Below are 19,357 nucleotides of genomic sequence, written 5' to 3' on the forward strand. Positions count from 1 at the left end.
TAATTTATTTCTTCAATTGCTCCTTAAATCTTTCTAGTGGCCATGTATTTACTACAGTATCTTTGTGTAACCATGCCTTTTGTGCATATTGAGCCCCTACGTCCATGTATTTCAGCTGATCAATATGATGAGCATCCGTATTTATTGCAATAGGAATATCTAGGTCCTGAGCCATTTTTAAATACTCCACATCTAAGTCTAAGCGATGTGGATTTGCATTTAATTCGAGAATCTTCCCATGTTCCTTTGCCCATTGAATAAGCGTAGGAACATCAGGGTCATAGCCACTTCTCGTTCCAACAATTCTTCCAGTAGGATGAGCAATCATATGGACATATGGGTTTTTCATCGCTGTCAGTAAGCGTTCCATAATTTTTTCCTGTGGCTGGCTGAAGCTAGAATGGATGGATGCAATAACAAAATCTAGCTGCTTCAATAAATCATCATCAAAGTCTAATGTCGCATCTGGTAAAATATCCATTTCAGTACCGGCAAGCACTTCTATGTCATCGTATTTTTTATTTATTTCACGGATTGCCTCTATTTGCTTTAAGAGTCTTTCTCTTGAAAGACCGTTTGCTACCTTCAAGTAATTAGAGTGGTCCGTTATCACCATATACTTATAGCCTTTTGCACGACAAGCCTCTACCATCTCTTCAATGGAGTGAGCCCCATCCGACCACGTCGTATGCATATGGAGATCTGCATGGATATCCTCCAATGCAACAAGCGAAGAAAGCTTGTCCAGCTTGGAAAGCTCAGTACCATCCTCTCGTACAGAAGGTGGAATAAATGGCAAGTTAAAATATGCATAGAACTCCTCTTCAGATTGAAAGTGCTCTACGGTTCCATCCTCCAACTCAACGCCATATTCACTAATTTTCTTCCCTTGTTCCTTTGCAATTTGTCTCATTTTTATATTGTGGTCCTTAGAGCCAGTAAAATGGTGTAGTGCGGAAGCAAATTGGGCAGGCTCAACCAATCGAAAGTCCACATCTACCTCATTATCCACGTCCAGTGTGACAGATACCTTTGTATCTCCGGCTGCATCTATCTTTAAAAGCGGCAGCTTGTCTAACAGCTGTTCTCTAACTTCCTTTGGTGAATTAGTGCTTACAATAAAATCTAAATCGCTGCTAGTTTCCTTTACTCTTCTAAAGGACCCAGCAACCGAAAACTTCTCCACTTCCGCTATTGAGGCAAGAATTCCTTCAATCATTTCGACTAATGGCTCCATTTGCCAATATGGTGATCGCTCCGGCTTAAGCTGGAAGGTTTCTAGCTCTGCTAAAATTTTCTGTTCTGTCTTCGGCCCAAAACCTGCAAGCTCTCGAACCTGTCCAGCTTCACAAGCTCCCTTTAAAGCTTCAATCGAATCTATTTGTAATTCTTTATAGAGCTTTGCGATTTTTTTGCCCCCAAGACCTGGTATTTTAAGCATTGGAAGAAGCCCACTTGGAACAGCCTCTTGCAACTCTTTTAATAGAGATGACTCACCATTGTTTATTAAATCCTCAATTACAGCCCCTGTAGCTGCTCCAATTCCCTTTAATGATGTGATGTTATCCATTTCAGATAGGCTGCGATCATCTAACTCTAAAACCTGAGCCGCCTTACGAAAAGCACCAACCTTAAATGGATTTTCTCCTTGTAGCTCCATATATAATGCTATTTTTTCTAACGTTTTAATGATTGTCTTTTTATCCATATCATATCCTCCATTCAAAAAAAACTTCCCTCCACTGAGAGAAGTCAATTAGTTATACATGTTTAGTTTTCCACATATATATACCACCAATTTTTCACTATTTCTGAAAGGATCGGTGTATGCTCCAATATCCAGCCAGCAAGTATGGAGCTATCCATCAAGCCCTGTAGAGTTCCTATTGGAAGTAACGCTAATACATATAAAGATACAAAGATAAGAAAATAAAATTCAACCAGTCCTAAAAAAGCACCAACTACATTGCTTACAAAGCCTAGTATAGGCAAATACTTCAAGAAATCAAACATGGATGCAATCAGCTGCAGTCCAAACTTTACCACCATAAAAATTAATACAAAAGAGATAATTCGATAGAAGGTTTGATCGAGATCAAGATTTTCTACGGCAATTGTCAGCTTTGAATCAGAAGTTATTGCTGGGAATGGGATCCATAAAACAAATTTCTCTGAAAGTGGTTTATAATAGATATACGCAACGATGAGCGCAATAATAAAGCCAGTCATGTGAATCAACTGAACAATTAGCCCTCTTCTTGCCCCAGTTATAAAACCAGCTATCAGCAAAATAAGAATAATAATATCTAACATTTTTTCAGTCCTTTAGCCTTTTCAATTCTTCTTCTAAAAGTTCAAGCTGCTCTTTCACTTTTATGTAATCGTTTACTGCATTAACAGCGGTCAGCACTGCTAACTTTGCTATATCTAGTTGTTGGTTATGAGCATGTATCTCTCTCATTTTATCATCTACGATGGAGGCAACGAGTCTCATGTGACCAGAAGTTTCGGAACCTACCATTTTATATTTCTGTCCATAGATATCGACAGAAATTCTTGTTTTTTCTAGTTCTGACAAAGACGAACCCTCCCCCAGAAAATCCTATGTATAATAATAACACGAAATAGATTCTGATGTGAAGAAAGGAACTACCCTAATGGCAAATGAAGTAATTATATTGTCGAACGATGACATTCAAAAATTGAAAAATCACTATAAAACCTACCAGATTGATCGGACGGCTAACGGAGTAATTTTTGCAGCCAAGCTAGCTGATACAGCTATCACAGCCTACAAGTCGGGTAAGGTTTTATTCCAAGGCAGTGGTGCCTCTCGCGAAGCGGCTAGATGGGGTACATCCGAGCAACCAAAGCAAAAAGCTGTGGTGAGTTCAGTAAAAGGAGACAAGCTGCCGGCTAATTTCGAAGAACTTTCCGTAATAGGTTCTGACGAGACAGGGACTGGCGATTACTTTGGTCCCATCACAGTGGCCGCATGCTATGTGCCGGCAGAAAAAGTTGCGCTCATAAAAGAACTAGGAGTAAAGGATTCAAAGATGCTAACGGATGAGGCAATGCGTAAAATGGCTCCAGACATTATGTCTGCCATCACTTATTGCGTTTTGGTATTAAAGAATGTAAAATATAATGAGATACAAGCAAAAGGCTGGTCACAAGGCAAAATAAAAGCCCTCTTACATAACCAGGCGCTAAAGCATGTATTGAAAAAAATAGAACCAGCTAGACCGGACTACATCTTAATCGACCAATTTGCTGAACGGGGAATCTATTATAATCACATTAAAAACGAAAAAGAAATCATTCGTGAAAATGTGCTTTTCTCAACGAAGGCTGAGCAACTACATGTTTCAGTCGCCGCTGCTTCCATTATTGCAAGATATGCTTTTTTAAAGGAAATGGATCGTTTAACAGAAATTGCTCAAACGACTATTCCGAAAGGGGCAAGCTCGAAAGTGGATGAGGTAGCAGCAAAAATTTATATGAAGCACGGGGAAGGTTTTTTGAAGGCCATCACGAAATGGCATTTTGCCAATACCCAAAAGGCTATTGCACTAGTAAATAAAAAACGATTTACCTAAGGGAGAATTAAAATGGAAGCTGTGTTTGAAACAGAACGTTTAATAGGGGTAGTACTAGAAGAAAGCTTTTTATCAGATATGATGAAGTTCTGGGGCGATGAGGAAGTCATGGAGCAGTGTAATGGAGCAACCTCCCTCGAGATTCTCCCACAGGTCATAGAAGCTTATCAAGCTTGTCATAGAAGACATGGATTATCTGTATATGGTTTGTTTGAGAAAAAATTAGGAGAAGTCATCGGTGCAGCTGGCTTTAACATAACAGCGGATTTGCAAGAAATAGAGCTGATTTATCATTTCAATAAACAGTCATGGGGAAAAGGCTACGCAACCGAGGCGGCTGTTGCTAGTATAGAGCTGGCAAAAAAGCATGGACAGGTGGAGCGAATTGTCGCTTCAGCTAGTCCAGCGAATGCGCAATCACTGAAAGTATTAGAAAAGATTGGCTTTGACTACAAAGGTCTCAAATGGTTTGAGGATACCAAGCAAGAAGAGCCTTACTATGAGATGAGGTTGGAATAGAAAAGCATTAATATTTGTTTTTAATCTTGGAATCCACCAAATCATTTAGATAGATAAAAGTAAATTACCTTCATTTAACTTATCACATGGAGATACGGTTGATTTCCGTTCTGCGGCTGAGACGAAGAAACTAGACTCAATAGAGTAAAGAGACTGAGACAAAACTATTCTTTTCATAATGGGTTATATTCTTTTGGGGAATTTATTGATCAAATTATAATTTTTAAAGGAAACTCTATGGGTTCGGAGCAGCGTAGGCGACTCCTGTGGGAGCAAGGTGATAGGCAAGACAGCACAACCACGCGCGTTAGCGATGGGTGCTGGCTTACCGCGCCCCCGTGGAAAGCGGCCAACGCAGCGGAGAACCCTGAGGCACAAAATAAGTAAGCACTTATGATTCTTATCGGATCATAAGTGCTTCTCTTTCGATTTGTCCAACCCCTTGAAGAATCAGTTCTTTTCTCTGTCAAATACCTACTCGTTATAAGCAAAATTCCTTTTTTATCAAAGAAGCGACTTCACTTGGCTTTAGGTATGTATTATTGATTCGCAAGTAATTTTTTTCTTTTATTTCTCCATCAAGTGAATTCAATCTTTTATCCTTATAAGAGGATAACAAATGCTCCTCAGATTGTTTGGTATTTCTTTTGGTCGGCTTATGCTCTAAGCGGTGAGGAGTTTTATTTCTCACAAGTCTTTCCTCTACATCTGCTTCAAGCTCCACAAAATAAATTTCTACCCCTTTGCTTCTAAAAATTTGGCAAATCTGTTCAATATCTTCCCAATCCTCTTGTTGATCAAAATACCAAACCTTTGTAAAAATTAAACCGTATTCCTCACTATTTGCAAAGGATTGAAAGATCTCTTTCCGAAATAGCTTTGCCAGCCTCCACATTTCAGGGCTAAATCCATAAAGTGGCTCTAATAAATCTATGGTCATATGATTATGAAATAGTTTGAGCCCAGTCCTTTTCGCTAACTCCTGGCCTACTGTCATTTTCCCAACAGCTTGCGGACCAAAGATAAAAACAAACTTTTCCACTGTCTTTTCCTCCATTTACATGAGAATTGATTTTTTAACTAGCTCAACCTCTTTCCATAAACAATCCATTAACATTTTTACTGTTTGATCCTTCGAGAGCATAGGACTTTGACCAGCCCATAGAGACATGTAGTCCGATTTGTTCTGCTCGGTTGCAGCTTTCCTGATTGGCTGTGTTAATGTATGCTGTATCGGAAAGTCAGGTATTATGGTTTCTCTTTCGTTCATTTCTCGCATAAACTTATTTTCTATGCCTCTTGCCCACTTTCCAGAAAAGGCTCTAGTTAGCTGTATCTCTTCTGGTCTTGCTTGTAAAATAGCTTGCTTATGAATGGAAGCTGCTCCACTCTCCTTACATACGAGAAATGCAGTACCCATTTGCACTGCTTGCGCACCTAAGGAAAGAGCTGCTACGACTCCTCTGCCATCCATGATGCCTCCTACCGCAATTACCGGTATACGAACCTTCTCTACCGCTTGTGGAATAAAAGACATAAGCCCAATAGCCCCTTCCTCATGCGTACTTAGGAAATTTCCACGGTGCCCTCCTGCCTCATAGCCTTGCACAACCACAGCATCCATTCCAACTTCCTCATTGACCATTGCCTCATCTACTGTAGTTGCTGTTCCAATAAGAAGAATCCCCTCCTTCTTAAACTCTTGGATTACCTCTCTCGAAGGTAAGCCAAAAGTAAAAGAACAAATAGGCACACGGTTTGACAGGATGGTTTCCACTTGATTTTCAAATCCCTTGTTTGTTTCCTCAAAGGTAGGCAGTCGTAACTTTTGAGGCTCCATTCCTAGTGAACTCTCGTACTTCTGAAGAAGGAGCTGTGTATCCCGTATTTTTTCCTCATCAGCCTGAAAACTACTGAGAACAAACAAATTCACTCCAAACGGGTGAGTCATATGCTGTTTTACTTCCTTTAGCTGCTCCTCTAGCTGTTCTGCGGTCATATAGCCAGCACCAATCATCCCGAGACCTCCGTGTAAAGATACCTCTGTCACAAGCTTCGTTGTCGTTATCCCACCAGCCATGGGCGCTTGAATAATAGGTGTGCTCATCTTTAATCTATCTGTCCAATTATTTCGTAACATGGCCATCACTCCAGACTAAAGTTTTACTTTCCACTCACGATAGGTAGTTGCCTCCAAACTGTTACTATGAGAAGAAAGACACTCTTTTGCTTTTAACACTAATGGAGATGCATTGCTTTCTAACATATCCTCTAAACTTACCCAAGCAGCTCCTAAAGAATCCTGACCATCGAATTTTTCTGGTATACAGATAGACCCACCGACAGCCTTCACCAAATAAAAGATACCAATATGATGAACAAGCATGCCCTGGCGCCAATCTGTTTCTATGAGAAAATCAAATGCCCCAACCTGAGATAGCACTTCTATTTGTAGACCCGTTTCTTCCATAAACTCTCTATGTAAGGCTTTCAAAAGAGTTTCCCTTTCTTCTAAGTTGCCCCCAGGAAGATCCCATCGATTCTTGTATGGGCCTCCCCCTTTATGAATAACCATTAGCTTTCCTTCATCTACTAAAATCCCATATACACCAAATGGCCTGTGAAAATTCATATGCTCATTTTTCTCCAGGCAATTGCCTTATTTTCTATTTCTTTTACTAATTGATCCTTCCCCTCAATATAAGCATCTATATTTGAAGGAAATTGAGCAGCAAGCGCTAGTTTTAATTGTCCGTATGCATGCAGAGCCTCCGGGTGACTTCTTACATAATCTCTAAAAACAAGATGCCTTTCTATATCAGGATGTCCTTCTTCATAAACATGGATATGATGGGTGCGCTCGTCCCCTCCCTTTCGGAAATACCTCCGTCCAGGAAGTCCATTTTCGCCAAGCGCTTCATATCCTATGTCTTCCATACTTTTTGTATAGTTATCTACATTGCTGATACTCTTTACTACGGGAATCATGTCAATAATGGGCTTTGCATGTAGACCAGGTACTGAGGTGCTACCAATATGATGAATATCTATTATTTCTGGTTCAAGCACTTGTCTAATCAAGACAGCTTTAAGCTGGAATAGCTTTGGCCATTCTTCGTTATAAGGAACTACTTCAACCCTTCTCACGTTATTACCTCCTCAAGCAGGACTTCCAGATCTTTTTTATGTTTGTGAGCAATAAAAAGGAGTGGAAATTTCTCTTCCTTAATTAGTTCCATTAGTTTTACTGCTTCTTGTTTTACAAAATCATATTGTATCTGTGAGATCACTTGTTCATCGAACGCTTCCTCTAACTCTTCTTCATCCAATAAAAAAATCTCCCCTGAGGGAAGAACGACGATATCCAGGAACATATCCACCCAGTACGGGATTTCTTCATTTCTCTCATTATTTTGACAGATATCCATATACCACTGGACAATTTCTCCCATTTCATTAAACACAGTAGTCAGTGTATATGGCTTACCAATAGGGAAATGCTGAAGCCAGGAGTAGCCATGATCCACGATACATAACTCGTGCTCCTCATAACGGACAAATAAAGGCTCTGTTACTTTTTCCATTTTTAATAGAGTAACAGTGCCTTCAAAATCTTTTTCACAAGCTTCCATTATTGCGAATCTCCGTTCACTAACTCGCTTCCAATCAGGTCTATTTGCAAATCGTTTTTTAAGCACCCATTTCCCCCCAAGTCACTGGATCTCTCCAATCTATTAATTCAAATTATACTCTAAACTATCGTTTATATTACATAAAATACCATAGTATAATATAAAACATTACCCTTGATAAATATAGGTAGCTTTTCCCTTTAATAGTGATTGTACTCCATTTGGATGATATGGCATAAGCCTATTTGCTTCCTCTATAGGGACCCATTTTATTTCAGAAATTTCCTCTGGCAGCTGGATAGAAAAATTATCATGATCCACACTCATTACAAAAGTGACAAATAAAACATGACTATCTCGCTGAGGGAAAAATGCTTCATTTACAGAAGCAATGCCTTCTATTCTAGCCGTCAATCCCGTTTCTTCTTGAACCTCCCGAACAATTGCTTCTTCTAATGTTTCTCCAAGCTCAACCGTGCCACCCGGCAATGTCCAACTTGCACCGACATTATGTACCATCAATACATTTTCTCGCTCCTTATCTATGATAAGAGCATATACCACATCTACTCTATCCATATACTCACCTCTTCTCTTTAGTATAACAAAGATTTATTTTCTGATAATCGGGTATAGCATATATATATCCTTTTAACATTGTCTCAATCTTAAATTTTACGGGGGGTGGTATCTTGAGAAAGGTTTATGGGGTTACTAACTTGGTGGCTTATTTACAATCTATCGGGCGCCCATTAACAGAAGAGCAAGTAGAATATTATTTATATCGGAAAGAAATACCACACCTCAAGCCACTTAATAACCTAGTGGTATTTAATTTAGACCACATTGATTGGTGGATTGATCATAGAGATACTTGATGAACGATCCATACAAAGAAAACTTCTATCCTTCTTATTTGGATAGAAGTTTTTCATCTGTCGTTAATGGGCAATACCCACATGCAGCTTGCCCTGGAATATCCTTAGATAAGCAACAGGTCTTGCGAATCGGCTGATTAACAAGGTTAGCAGGATTTCGTCCCTCAGTGTATTGGTAATAGAGGGATTTATTCGAAAAACGACTCCATACCTTTGCATCCTCTAAAATGTCTATGTCATCCATTGCTTGCGTAGCAAATGCGGGATCTCCAAGTAATCTCTCGTATTGATTCACCAAATGAACAAAGAAATTTTCCCATATTGTTAAAGGTGAAATACTAGTCGTTTGTCTCAAAAACTGAACAATTTCATAACCTTGCTGATACAATATTTTTTCGATAACTTTTTCTCTTTCATCAGCCTTCACATATCGGAAATCATTTGGGTTAATAAACATTGCCACTGTGTAAGTACCAAATTCCTTTGTCACATCAAAATGTAACTCTGTGTGCTTCCCGTCCCAAACCATATCATAAGCAGCTAACATATAAAATTGTGTGGCAAAAAACATTCCATATCGCTTACTGAAGTGTGACACAGCCGCTACAGGATTCTCTGCATCTGTTATCCCTTGCATGAGCTTCCCAAACTCTTCTTGAAAAAATTCTTTACTTAATCTTTCCAATGTAAACAGCGTGCGAAGTGGTTTCGTTGTGTAAATTCGATGTTCATTTAATAAAAACTCTTGATCAAATGTTAATGCTGGCATTCTATCACCTATTTATCTTTCTATTCTCTTTTATTTTATCGGAAGTATTCTTTTATGCCAATCCGACGAGCTTGTATAAAAAAATGTAGACAAAGTCGGCCATCCAACTTTATCTACACGAATATACTATAGCGTTGTTTGAGGATTCTTTGACGGAATCATTTTAGAAAGAGTAATAATCACTAATGCAGAAAGCAAAAGTCCCCAAAGTACCCCTAAAGTTAAAGAAGCAACTGAACCAACGACTATTCCAATTCTAGCTCCCCAAATAGAGACATTACTATTACTGGAGCCCATCGCAAACGCTTTGTCTTTATTTCGTTTCCAGAGGAGCCCAACAATTAATACCGGTACAACCCCTCCTCCAGCCATCGTATATGCTAGAGAAAAGAGATCGATAATAGAGTCGGCCCATATCGCTGTCACGATTGTAAATATCCCAAAACCGACGACACACCAACGGGTAAGCTTGAGATAAAAGGAATCAGACTTTGGCTTCATATTAGGTATTACGAGGTCATTAACAATCACTACTGCGGCCGAATGAAGAAGAGAAGAGGCACTTGAAATTGCCGCCAAGAAAATCATCGTAAAAAAGGCAAGTGCAGCAACTTCCGTCATTTGGTCAAGTATTAACCAGGAAATCGCATTATTAGAATCCAGATTAGGATTTATCATCTTAACTACTAGTCCACTCAACGTCGCAAAGATAGTAAAAATGATAGCAACAACACCACTGATTAACATTGCTCGAGAGGCAGATTTGGGATTTTTAGAAGCAAAGCATCTTTGCCAGTAAACCTGTGCAACCAACATCCCTAAAGTCCCCGTGACAACCAAAGAGATAATTTCCATAACCGAAAGATTCATCTGGGCCAGCTCAATTGCTCCCACTTCCTCCAGCCCAACCTTTAAATTAGAATAGCTGAAATCAATTTTCTTAAAAACTTGAAAGTAAAACCACACAGCCATTCCTATTAGGATTCCACCCTGCACGAGATCCGTCCATACTACAGAATACATCCCTCCAACCGCAGTATAAATAATAAAGACAGCAGAAAATACGAGTATCATAGGAACAGGATCTATTCCAGTAAAAGTTGAAAAGAGAGCGCCCATCCCCATCGCTTGACCACTCACCCAGGCAATCATAATTGCCGAGATTAAAATAGCCACCATACTTCGAAAAATTTTGTCTCGTACAATTAAATCATCCATCATTTCTGCTACCGTATTATATGTAAATTTCGCTGCAAAACCTGCAAATACTAATGCGAATAAAATCTTCCCGCCTTGTTCCCCTATCACAAACGGGATATTAGCTATCCCAATTTCATAACCCTTTGAAGAATGCCCAACAAAATTTCCAACTCCCATAATCGTGGCAATATCTGTGAAGAGTAATAAAAAGAAAGGCAATGTCCCACCAGCTATCGCATAATGAGCAAAGCTTTCATCCGCTTTCTTCTTAAATAAAAATGACATTCCAATGAAAATAAGTGATAAAACAATCGTGATTGTCCACGTCCAAAAACCTAAGTCCATCCAACTCCCCATTTCCCTATGTATTGAAAATTTTATCAATTAAATTATGTTATTGATAAAATTTTGCTAATACTCCAGTACCCATTTTCAGGTAGATTAAACCACAAACAAGAAAAAACATAGGCTCGGATAGCCTATTCCGCTTTATTCTCGGTTAGCTTCTATTTACTCTCGGTCGGGACAGGTTTACTCTCAGTTAGATGGATTTTATTCTCAGATAGCGCTTGATTACTCTCATTCAAGGCATTTACTCTCGATTGAGCCTGGTTTACTCTCGGTTAGAGCAGATTTACTCTCACTCAGCATGCGACCGCTTGGCTGGTGGTTCCCGCCTACGTTGCTTCCTCTTTACTCTCGGATAGCCTTCATTTATTCTCGGTTGAGCCAGGTTTACTCTCGGATAGATAGATTTTATTCTCGGATAGCGATTGCTTACTCTCATTCATTAGGTTTACTCTCGGTTGAGCCAGCTTTACTCTCGGATAGACCAAATTTACTCTCACTCAGCGTGCGACCGCTTGGCTGATGGTTCTTCATGTACCTCTCCGTCTATTCTGCTTTATTCTCGGATAGCCTCTCTTTATTCTCAGTGGAGCTAGGTTTACTCTCGCTTAGAAGGATTTTATTCTCGGATGGCACTCGCTTACTCTCAGTTAGGGGATTTACTCTCGGTTGAGCCAGCTTTACTCTCGGATAGACCAAATTTACTCTCACTCAGCAGCCGACATTTGAACTGACATCCATCATATCCACCAATAAAAAAACTGCATTCACTCGCCAAGAGTGAATGCAGTCCACACTATTTATTATCCGCGTAATTCTGCGCCGGCTTGTTCTGCTAGTGCTTTTAATACTTTATTATGAGCATTTACAACTTCTTCGTCTGTAAGAGTACGCTCAGGATCAAAATAAGTTAGAGAGAAGGCAATGGATTTCTTGCCTGCTTCCATTTTTTCTCCTTCATAAAGGTCGAATAAATGCACACCTTTTAATAGTCTGCCGCCAGACATTTGAATAATCGCTTGCAGCTCACCGGCTGTTTTGTCACGGTCTACCACTAGAGCGATATCACGTGTAATAGATGGGAACTTAGAAACTGGTGCATAGTATAATGCGTCAACAGGCTGTTGTAAGATTTTCACCAGATTCAACTCTACTACGTACGTATCTTTTAAGTCTCTTGCCTTTTGTTCAGCAGGATGCAGCTGTCCGATTATTCCTACTTGCTCACCCGCTAGCTTAATGGAAGCTGTACGTCCTGGGTGTAAGCCCTCTACTGCTGCTTTTTCAAATGTTAGCTCTGCAGCAAAACCAAGCTTTTCCATTAGACCTTCCACAATTCCTTTTAAGACAAAGAAATCTACTGCTTTTTTCTCGCCTTGCCAGCTGTGCTCCACCCATTTACCTGCAATTACTGCAGCTAAATGTTCTTCCTCATTCGGTAGACCTGATTCTGTTTCTCCTAAGAATACAGATCCTACTTCATAAAGTGCCACTGTATCTGCTTGGCGAGCAGTGTTATACGTAACTGCCTCTAATAAATGAGGGATAAGGCTTTGTCTTAACGTACTGCGTTCCTCACTCATTGGCATAAGTAGCTCAGTCACTGGAGCAGTCTCTAAAGCAAATTTTTGTGCTGCCTCTTTTGAGGTTAAGGAATAAGTAATTGCTTGATATAACCCAGCGCCTTCTAGATATTGACGAACTAAACGGCGTTTAGCCTGGTAAGGAGTTAAGCCACCTGGTTTTGATTCTTCTACTGGAAGAGTCATTGGAATTTCATCATATCCATACATACGCGCAATTTCTTCTACGATATCTTCTGGAATTTTAATATCCTGACGACGAGTTGGTGCTTTGATATATAAGTAACCATTGGCTGCTTCAAAGTCAAATTTTAAGCGAGTCAGAATAGAAGTCATATCTTCTAATGAAATCTTCATACCTAAACGGCTGTTAATAAAGTCAGGTGATACTACAACCTCTGCCGGCGTTTTATCTAGCTCATCTACAACTACAGAACCAGCAAGCACTTCTCCCCCTGCAAGCTCTGCAAGCAGACTTGCAGCACGTTCAGCAGCTGCTATCACTCGGTTAGGGTCAACCCCTTTTTCAAAGCGGGCACTAGCATCGCTTCGTAAGCTATGATCCTTAGACGTTTGACGTACTGATCCACCTGTGAAGTAAGCAGATTCAATAACAACCGTAGTTGTTCCATCATGAACCTCAGAGTTTGCACCACCCATAACACCTGCAATGGCAATTGGCTCTTGACCATTTGTAATGACAAGGTTATTTGCTTTAAGTGTACGCTCTTGATCATCGAGCGTTGTAATTTTTTCGCCTTCATTTGCAAGACGAACAACGATTTCTTTTGTCGCAATTCGGTCGTAGTCAAAAGCATGTAGCGGTTGACCGTATTCCATCAACACGTAGTTCGTAATGTCTACTACGTTGTTATGTGGACGAACTCCTGCAGCCATTAAACGATTTTGTAGCCAAAGTGGAGATTCCTTCACTTGCACGTTTTTTACTACCTTTGCAACATACATCGGATTTTCTTCTTTCGCTTCAATATGAAGCTTCACATAATCCTCTGCTTTTTCATTGCTTTCCGTGTAGCTAGCTTCTGGATATTTCATATCCTCTGAAAGGATAGCACCTACCTCATATGCAACTCCCAGCATGCTTAGTGCATCTGAACGGTTCGGCGTTAGCCCAAGCTCTAGAACTATGTCATCTAGACCTAATAAAGGAAGAGCACTTTCTCCAGGAACTGCTGTTTCTGGAAGCACATAAATACCTTCTGCATATTTTTTAGCCACTACACGGCCTTCGATTCCAAGCTCTTGTAGAGAGCAAATCATTCCATTTGATTCTTCCCCACGTAGCTTCGCTTTTTTAATTTTTATTCCACCTGGTAATACTGCACCAGGACGTGCAACGATTACTTTTTGTCCAGCAGCAACGTTTGGAGCACCACAAATAATTTGAGTAGTTTCCTCACCTACATCTACCTGACAAATATTTAACTTATCTGCTTCGGGATGCTTTACACATTCCTTTACATGACCAACCACAACATTCGTCATTCCTTGAGAGCGATCAATTACTGCATCTACCTCAATACCTGAGCGAGTAATTTTCTCTCCAAGCTCTTTTGGGTCTAATCCTTGTGTATTTACATATTCTGATAACCATTTAGTCGATACTAACATGTCATTTCCTCCTTACACTTCTGAGCGGTGGAATTGTGATAAGAAACGCACATCATTTGTATAGAAATGACGAATATCTTCCACACCATATTTCAACATTGCGATACGCTCTGGTCCCATTCCAAATGCGAAGCCTGAAAGCTTTTTCGAATCATAGCCAGCCATTTCTAACACATTTGGATGAACCATACCTGCACCTAGAATCTCAATCCAGCCTGTCTTCTTACATACGTTACAGCCGCTACCACCACACTTGAAGCAAGAGATATCCATCTCAACAGAAGGCTCTGTGAACGGGAAGAAGCTTGGGCGAAGGCGAATCTCACGGTCCTCACCAAACATTTTCTTCGCAAATACCGAAAGCGTACCTTTTAGGTCACTCATGCGAATATTCTCGCCAATTACAAGACCTTCGATTTGAGTAAACTGGTGTGAGTGTGTCGCATCATCATTATCACGACGGTACACCTTACCCGGGCAAATAACTTTAATTGGCTGCCCTTCTTTTGCTTCCATTGTTCGAGCTTGAACAGGAGAAGTGTGCGTACGTAGCAAGATATCCTCTGAGATATAGAAAGAATCTTGCATGTCACGTGCTGGGTGACCCTTCGGAAGGTTTAGTGCTTCGAAGTTATAGTAATCCTTCTCCACCTCTGGTCCTTCTGCGATTTCATAGCCCATGCTAATGAAAAGGTCTTCAATTTCCTCTACTACACGTGTTAATGGATGATGATTACCTGTCTTAACTGGACGACCAGGTAGTGTTACATCGATTGATTCTTTTTCTAGCTGCTCTTGAATCGCTTTCTCTTGCAGAAGAGTCATTCTTTCCTCTAAAACAGCTGTTACCTCTTCACGAACAACATTTACTAGTGCGCCCATTTTTGGTCTTTCTTCTGCTGGGAGCTTGCCCATTCCTTTTAATAAATCTGTAATAGGACCTTTTTTTCCTAGATATGCGACACGCACATCATTTAACTCTTTAACATTTTGCGATTCGGCAATCTTTTGGATTGCTTCCTCCTTCAACTGCTGAAGTTGTGCTTCCATAATAACCCTCCTAATAAGTAAGAAATGCTGAAGCGCCTATGTCTGCCCCGACAAGCAAATGGGAAAAGACGAGGAGGCTCTGCCACCACAGCCTTTGCACATTTGACCTCGAGGGGCAAGGCGCTGAAGCTGGACATCAAGAAATGCTGAAGCGCCTGGTATGCCCAGAAAAGCAAATGGGAAAAGGCGAGGGGGCTCTGCCACCACAGCCTTTGCACATCTGACCTCGGGTGGCAAGACGCTGAAGCTAGGCAGATACCTTTTTACAGGACTCCCTCTTTTCTTCCAAAATAAAAAACCTCCTCCCAAAAAAGGGACGAGGTTCTATTCGCGGTACCACCCTGATTATTGCAGATTCCTCTGCAATCTCTTGATTTGATTAACGGCTCTTCACCGGCTCACCTTTACAGTATCGACTGGTCCCGGTGGCAGCTAGCGGGGTGAACTTCTATATGTCTTTCGCAATTTACACTTCCAGTCACGGTGTAAAATCCCTATTTTGAAACTACATACATACCTTTCCCGATTACAGCTTTTCAATTTATCAAATTACTGTATATTATACGGATTTATGACAAGATGTTCAAGCACAATTATTTTAAAGTAAGGCCATATAACAGAATACCAGTCGCCACCGCAACATTTAAGGATTCTGCTTGTCCTAAAAGTGGAACCAAGATATTTCGATCTGTTTGTCTTAAAAACTCCTCTTTAATCCCGCTTCCTTCATTGCCAACAATAAGCGCAAAGCTGTCACCACCAGTGACCTCATTATATGGAGTAGCATCTTGTAAAGCAGTTCCATAAATCTGAATCCCCTGCTCCTTTAGCTTTTCAATCCACCAGTTCAGGTCTCCCTTTACAATCGGAATATGGAAATGAGAGCCTTGAGCGGAGCGAAGTGTCTTTGGATTATAAGCATCTGCTGAGCCTTTCCCAAGAACAATTGCATCAATACCTGCTGCATCTGCTGTGCGAATCATCGTTCCGACATTCCCTGGGTCTTGAACAGCATCTACTAGTAGAACCTTCTTCCAAGAAGTAATGTCTTGATTATTAGCTTGCTGTTTACAGTGTGCAAATATTCCTTGTGTATGCTCCGTTTCCGCAAGCTCATCCTTAATATCATCGTGAATTTCTACTACTTGGATACCTTCCACATCCCAGTTAGCAGGAATATGACTAGAATCACTGATAATAATAGACAAGACATTTCCCTTTTGCTTGATTGCCTCTTCCACTAAATGATAGCCTTCTACGATGAATTCTCCTGTTTTATCTCGTTCTTTTCTAACGTTTACAAGCTTTTTCCAATGCTTGACCAACGCATTTTGTGGGGATTCAATTCTCTTCATTCTATAACCGCCTCAAATTTAATTTTTGTCATGTTTGCATTATATTTCATTCTACTTCATAAGTGTATCAAAAAATATGTATATCATGTGAAGCACTGGGAAAAATAAAAGCAAGGAGTGATGATAATGGATTTTCAAATTAGAGAGGCAATTTCAGCAAATATGGCCAATTACTCTCCAGCACAAATCAAAGGTGTCGTGGAGGATGCCATTCAACGAGGCGAGGAGCATTTACTACCAGGTTTAGGCGTATTCTTTGAAAAATGGTGGAAAAGTGCAGATGACGCTAGTAAGCAAACAGTGTTAAACAAGCTTTCTGCTGCCTTTGCTAAGTAACTGATTTTACACCAAAGGTATTTCCTTCAAAAATGAACTTGCTAGCCTACATGCTTCCCCTTGTTTCTCCTGTGCCAACTGCTAAAAGACCAAGAGACAAGGGGCATATAGATCAAGCATAGGAAAAGCTGCTGAAACAAGGTATAAACCATTTTCAGCAGCTCTTTTTATAGTGCATCCGTACGTTCATTTCCCTTAGGCAAATACTGAAGCATCCCTATTTCCTGTAGACCATTTTTTATTTTCGTTGTGTAACCGAGCTTTTCACTAGACAAATAGGCTGCTTTCGAAGCAATCATTTCCTCTAGCAACGGTAATTGCTTTGAATCTATACCGCTCCAGAGCTTATAAGAGATGATTAAATCCTCTAAGGTTAGATGCTTATAATCATCCCCCTTATATTCACCCTCAGCATTAATTCGATACCAAATATCTCCGTTCTCCCGGATCCAACTCTTTTTATCTTTTTCAATTGCCGTCTGTACTGCCAACGCAGCATCGAGGTACTTTTGCTCCCCGAATGTTTCATAGGCCATTAATAGAATGTTCATCCCACCTAATACATGATTCATAGACGCATGTGTCGTTACATCCTGTATAATTGGGAAATAATCGGAGATGTAATAAGATTTGTCATCCACCCAAATGACATTTCCTTTTTCCTTCTGGGCTACCAGTAAATCCGCATAATTTCGAAGAGGCTCGTTCCCGCTGTCAATCCCAAAATCATCCGCGCTATTATAATAAAACAAGGCAATTTGCTCGTTAAACCTAGTATCAATGAATGGGGCAGTAATATTATATAAGTCCTTTAAATACGTACTTGTGACCTCAGTTTCCCAGTATTCCTTTTCTCCTTTAAAGTTCTTAAGGTTTACAAAGGAATTATAAATAAGGTTCTCAAAATATCGATCCTTTTGTTCCTTATACAGCACAAGGGCACGGTCCTCTTTTTGCAGGAGAAGAATTCTGCCATACCCTAATCCAGATTCAGGCATTGGCTCAGTAGTAGTAGCCATTTTGTTATACTGACCATCGGCAGTGTACCACTTATTTCGTTTTTTATAATACTGAGAGGATTCTAGCATCCAATTCTCCCGATGCTCGTCTGTAAGAAATAGTGGGTTCACCGCATCCATATACCATTGCTCTACTATATCCTCTCCATCAGAATGCAGAGAATGGACAGATTGAATGGTAGTTCCTACTTGGGCATAAGAAAGTGCCTCATACTCATTTAACAGCTCACGCATAAAGCTCTCTCCACCATCTGGGTAATCCATATACAGCTGCTTAGATTGATAGGATTGCCCTACCATTCTCTCCTCTAACACTCCATCCTCTTTTACAAATCGCAATAAGCCTGTTGGATAGGAAGTGATATCCTGCCCAAATACATCTTCTCCACTTCGCTTAATTTCATAGCGATCATAACGATATAGCTCGATGGACGCAACAAAATTTTCCTTTTGAATCACATCTACTGTAAGTGGCGTATTCGTTGGATTATTCATTTTAGAGAATAAAAAATAATCTCCATTATCAAAGGAACGAACTGTCAATTCAATAGTTGCTCCCTTTTCGCCCACCCTATAGGTATAAATATTATCTCTTGAAAAACCATTATCAATTCTTTCATGCTTAATAAAAGAGATGTTTTCTAAAGATCTCAAGTAGATAGGGTGCTCATCAAAAGATACTTTTACTAGTTTGACATTTTCCTCTATAAGCGAGTAATTTTCTGAGACTGCCAAATTAGTAATAGTGTAGTTCTTTCCTTCTCGGATATATTCCTTTTCTACAAGCGCCTCATGAAGCAAAGCAGCAAAAGTGGCTCTTGTTAGAAAACCATCGTCACTCAACGTATCTTGTATTTTCTCATTAGGGACTAATTTTAACTGTTCACTTTCAGAATCCACTGTTCCCAAAAATGCTTTCAGTCTTCCTTCCGTTAAATATCCTATCTGACTTCCTTTGACGATTGCTTTTGTTTGAAAAGCTTTAGATAATACTTGATTGGCTTCTTTAACAGTAACTGGCGCATTAGGTCTGAATTGTAAATCGCGGTCGCCCGTCAATATCCCAAGCTCCACCAAATGCATGATTTGATTTTTCGCCCAATATTCGTTTGAAATATCTGTGAAACGAGCATCTATACTTACTTCATTAGAATCAGCTTCTTCTGCTGAAACAGTTAAACAAATGAAGGATAGAAATATGCTTAAAAATAATGTTATACGGTATGTATGTACCATGATGAAAGCTCCCTTGCTAATAGTCATTGCTCTCATTATAAATACTATTTATTAGAAAATGATGATAAAACAGGAAAAATTTCAAAAAGAAAAAAAGAGTGATTTGGCGTCTCCCAAACCACTCTCACTATGTATCGATGAGGCCGTCCTTCTAGACAGACAACATCGAGCACTAAACAGCTAGCCATCCTGCCAGCATAT

At 40.0% G+C, this 19,357-nt stretch carries 19 protein-coding genes and 1 other annotated feature; of the genes, 4 read left to right on the plus strand and 15 right to left on the minus strand.

What is annotated here, in order from left to right; translation table 11 throughout:
* Positions 1 to 4 precede the first annotated feature (4 nt).
* The 3 genes from polX to zapA form a co-directional block, all read right to left on the minus strand.
* A complete protein-coding gene (polX, locus tag AC1VU3_RS10965; protein WP_480387416.1) occupies positions 5 to 1,708 on the minus strand; it encodes a DNA polymerase/3'-5' exonuclease PolX in 1,704 nt (567 codons plus the stop codon).
* Positions 1,709 to 1,770: 62 nt separating this feature from the next.
* Positions 1,771 to 2,313: a CvpA family protein gene (locus tag AC1VU3_RS10970; RefSeq protein WP_480387415.1), complete on the minus strand. Its 543-nt coding sequence runs from the start codon at positions 2,311 to 2,313 to the stop codon at positions 1,771 to 1,773.
* Positions 2,314 to 2,317: 4 nt separating this feature from the next.
* Positions 2,318 to 2,578 (minus strand): cell division protein ZapA, encoded by a 261-nt coding sequence (zapA, locus tag AC1VU3_RS10975; protein ID WP_480387414.1) that lies wholly within the window; start codon positions 2,576 to 2,578, stop codon positions 2,318 to 2,320.
* A 79-nt stretch (positions 2,579 to 2,657) separates the two neighbouring features.
* On the opposite strand from zapA, the gene rnhC reads away from it, so the two are divergent.
* Both rnhC and AC1VU3_RS10985 read left to right on the plus strand, forming a co-directional pair.
* Positions 2,658 to 3,599, plus strand: coding sequence for a ribonuclease HIII (gene rnhC, locus AC1VU3_RS10980; protein ID WP_482983495.1), 942 nt, complete (start codon positions 2,658 to 2,660; stop codon positions 3,597 to 3,599).
* Between the two features lie 12 nt (positions 3,600 to 3,611).
* Positions 3,612 to 4,118: a GNAT family N-acetyltransferase gene (locus AC1VU3_RS10985; protein ID WP_482983496.1), complete on the plus strand. Its 507-nt coding sequence runs from the start codon at positions 3,612 to 3,614 to the stop codon at positions 4,116 to 4,118.
* A 481-nt stretch (positions 4,119 to 4,599) separates the two neighbouring features.
* On the opposite strand, the gene AC1VU3_RS10990 is transcribed toward AC1VU3_RS10985, so the two are convergent.
* The 6 genes from AC1VU3_RS10990 to AC1VU3_RS11015 form a co-directional block, all read right to left on the minus strand.
* The gene (locus AC1VU3_RS10990) at positions 4,600 to 5,160 is read right to left on the minus strand and encodes an AAA family ATPase (RefSeq protein ID WP_482983497.1); all 561 of its coding nucleotides are present in this window, start codon (positions 5,158 to 5,160) and stop codon (positions 4,600 to 4,602) included.
* Between the two features lie 15 nt (positions 5,161 to 5,175).
* Entirely contained in the window at positions 5,176 to 6,258 is a 1,083-nt protein-coding gene (locus tag AC1VU3_RS10995) for an NAD(P)H-dependent flavin oxidoreductase (RefSeq protein ID WP_482983498.1), read from the minus strand.
* Positions 6,259 to 6,273: 15 nt separating this feature from the next.
* Positions 6,274 to 6,750 carry an NUDIX hydrolase gene (locus AC1VU3_RS11000; protein ID WP_482983499.1) on the minus strand — a complete coding sequence of 159 codons (477 nt, stop codon included), beginning with the start codon at positions 6,748 to 6,750 and terminating at the stop codon, positions 6,274 to 6,276.
* A complete protein-coding gene (locus tag AC1VU3_RS11005) occupies positions 6,747 to 7,265 on the minus strand; it encodes a GrpB family protein (RefSeq protein ID WP_482983500.1) in 519 nt (172 codons plus the stop codon). The genes AC1VU3_RS11000 and AC1VU3_RS11005 overlap by 4 nt, the downstream gene beginning before the upstream one ends.
* Positions 7,262 to 7,816 carry a DUF402 domain-containing protein gene (locus tag AC1VU3_RS11010; RefSeq protein ID WP_482983501.1) on the minus strand — a complete coding sequence of 185 codons (555 nt, stop codon included), beginning with the start codon at positions 7,814 to 7,816 and terminating at the stop codon, positions 7,262 to 7,264. The genes AC1VU3_RS11005 and AC1VU3_RS11010 overlap by 4 nt, the downstream gene beginning before the upstream one ends.
* A gap of 102 nt (positions 7,817 to 7,918) precedes the next feature.
* The gene (locus AC1VU3_RS11015) at positions 7,919 to 8,329 is read right to left on the minus strand and encodes an NUDIX hydrolase (protein ID WP_480387404.1); all 411 of its coding nucleotides are present in this window, start codon (positions 8,327 to 8,329) and stop codon (positions 7,919 to 7,921) included.
* A 113-nt stretch (positions 8,330 to 8,442) separates the two neighbouring features.
* Here AC1VU3_RS11015 and AC1VU3_RS11020 point away from each other — a divergent pair, with 113 nt between their 5' ends.
* Positions 8,443 to 8,628 (plus strand): hypothetical protein, encoded by a 186-nt coding sequence (locus tag AC1VU3_RS11020; RefSeq protein ID WP_480387403.1) that lies wholly within the window; start codon positions 8,443 to 8,445, stop codon positions 8,626 to 8,628.
* Positions 8,629 to 8,662: 34 nt separating this feature from the next.
* On the opposite strand, the gene AC1VU3_RS11025 is transcribed toward AC1VU3_RS11020, so the two are convergent.
* The 5 genes from AC1VU3_RS11025 to AC1VU3_RS11045 form a co-directional block, all read right to left on the minus strand.
* On the minus strand, positions 8,663 to 9,397 hold the full coding sequence (locus AC1VU3_RS11025; protein ID WP_480387402.1) for a Fe-S oxidoreductase: 735 nt from the start codon (positions 9,395 to 9,397) through the stop codon (positions 8,663 to 8,665).
* 126 nt (positions 9,398 to 9,523) lie between these two features.
* Complete coding sequence (locus tag AC1VU3_RS11030; RefSeq protein ID WP_482983502.1) at positions 9,524 to 10,942, minus strand: sodium:solute symporter family protein; 1,419 nt, start codon at positions 10,940 to 10,942, stop codon at positions 9,524 to 9,526.
* Positions 10,943 to 11,748: 806 nt separating this feature from the next.
* Positions 11,749 to 14,160: a phenylalanine--tRNA ligase subunit beta gene (pheT, locus tag AC1VU3_RS11035; protein WP_482983503.1), complete on the minus strand. Its 2,412-nt coding sequence runs from the start codon at positions 14,158 to 14,160 to the stop codon at positions 11,749 to 11,751.
* A 12-nt stretch (positions 14,161 to 14,172) separates the two neighbouring features.
* The gene (pheS, locus tag AC1VU3_RS11040) at positions 14,173 to 15,210 is read right to left on the minus strand and encodes a phenylalanine--tRNA ligase subunit alpha (protein WP_480387399.1); all 1,038 of its coding nucleotides are present in this window, start codon (positions 15,208 to 15,210) and stop codon (positions 14,173 to 14,175) included.
* 309 nt (positions 15,211 to 15,519) lie between these two features.
* Positions 15,520 to 15,749: a binding site (T-box leader), on the minus strand.
* Between the two features lie 54 nt (positions 15,750 to 15,803).
* A complete protein-coding gene (locus tag AC1VU3_RS11045) occupies positions 15,804 to 16,565 on the minus strand; it encodes a TrmH family RNA methyltransferase (RefSeq protein WP_482983504.1) in 762 nt (253 codons plus the stop codon).
* Positions 16,566 to 16,691: 126 nt separating this feature from the next.
* Here AC1VU3_RS11045 and sspI point away from each other — a divergent pair, with 126 nt between their 5' ends.
* Positions 16,692 to 16,901, plus strand: a complete 210-nt coding sequence (sspI, locus tag AC1VU3_RS11050; protein ID WP_480387397.1) for a small acid-soluble spore protein SspI — start codon at positions 16,692 to 16,694, stop codon at positions 16,899 to 16,901.
* A gap of 167 nt (positions 16,902 to 17,068) precedes the next feature.
* Here the strand turns inward: sspI and AC1VU3_RS11055 are convergent, their stop codons facing one another.
* The gene (locus tag AC1VU3_RS11055) at positions 17,069 to 19,156 is read right to left on the minus strand and encodes an S-layer homology domain-containing protein (RefSeq protein ID WP_482983505.1); all 2,088 of its coding nucleotides are present in this window, start codon (positions 19,154 to 19,156) and stop codon (positions 17,069 to 17,071) included.
* Between the last annotated feature and the right edge of the window lie 201 nt (positions 19,157 to 19,357).

The sequence above is a fragment of the Psychrobacillus sp. Z16_25 genome (assembly GCF_056856695.1).

What these genes read in the sequence shown, in the direction of transcription:
- AC1VU3_RS11055 (WP_482983505.1), bottom strand. Translation starts at nt 19,156, where the DNA reads ATGGTACATACATACCGTATAACATTATTTTTAAGCATATTTCTATCC.
- AC1VU3_RS10970 (WP_480387415.1), bottom strand. Translation starts at nt 2,313, where the DNA reads ATGTTAGATATTATTATTCTTATTTTGCTGATAGCTGGTTTTATAACT.
- polX (WP_480387416.1), bottom strand. Translation starts at nt 1,708, where the DNA reads ATGGATAAAAAGACAATCATTAAAACGTTAGAAAAAATAGCATTATAT.
- rnhC (WP_482983495.1), top strand. Translation starts at nt 2,658, where the DNA reads ATGGCAAATGAAGTAATTATATTGTCGAACGATGACATTCAAAAATTG.
- AC1VU3_RS11025 (WP_480387402.1), bottom strand. Translation starts at nt 9,397, where the DNA reads ATGCCAGCATTAACATTTGATCAAGAGTTTTTATTAAATGAACATCGA.
- AC1VU3_RS10985 (WP_482983496.1), top strand. Translation starts at nt 3,612, where the DNA reads ATGGAAGCTGTGTTTGAAACAGAACGTTTAATAGGGGTAGTACTAGAA.
- AC1VU3_RS11000 (WP_482983499.1), bottom strand. Translation starts at nt 6,750, where the DNA reads ATGAATTTTCACAGGCCATTTGGTGTATATGGGATTTTAGTAGATGAA.
- sspI (WP_480387397.1), top strand. Translation starts at nt 16,692, where the DNA reads ATGGATTTTCAAATTAGAGAGGCAATTTCAGCAAATATGGCCAATTAC.
- pheT (WP_482983503.1), bottom strand. Translation starts at nt 14,160, where the DNA reads ATGTTAGTATCGACTAAATGGTTATCAGAATATGTAAATACACAAGGA.
- AC1VU3_RS10995 (WP_482983498.1), bottom strand. Translation starts at nt 6,258, where the DNA reads ATGTTACGAAATAATTGGACAGATAGATTAAAGATGAGCACACCTATT.
- AC1VU3_RS11030 (WP_482983502.1), bottom strand. Translation starts at nt 10,942, where the DNA reads ATGGACTTAGGTTTTTGGACGTGGACAATCACGATTGTTTTATCACTT.
- AC1VU3_RS11015 (WP_480387404.1), bottom strand. Translation starts at nt 8,329, where the DNA reads ATGGATAGAGTAGATGTGGTATATGCTCTTATCATAGATAAGGAGCGA.
- pheS (WP_480387399.1), bottom strand. Translation starts at nt 15,210, where the DNA reads ATGGAAGCACAACTTCAGCAGTTGAAGGAGGAAGCAATCCAAAAGATT.
- AC1VU3_RS11045 (WP_482983504.1), bottom strand. Translation starts at nt 16,565, where the DNA reads ATGAAGAGAATTGAATCCCCACAAAATGCGTTGGTCAAGCATTGGAAA.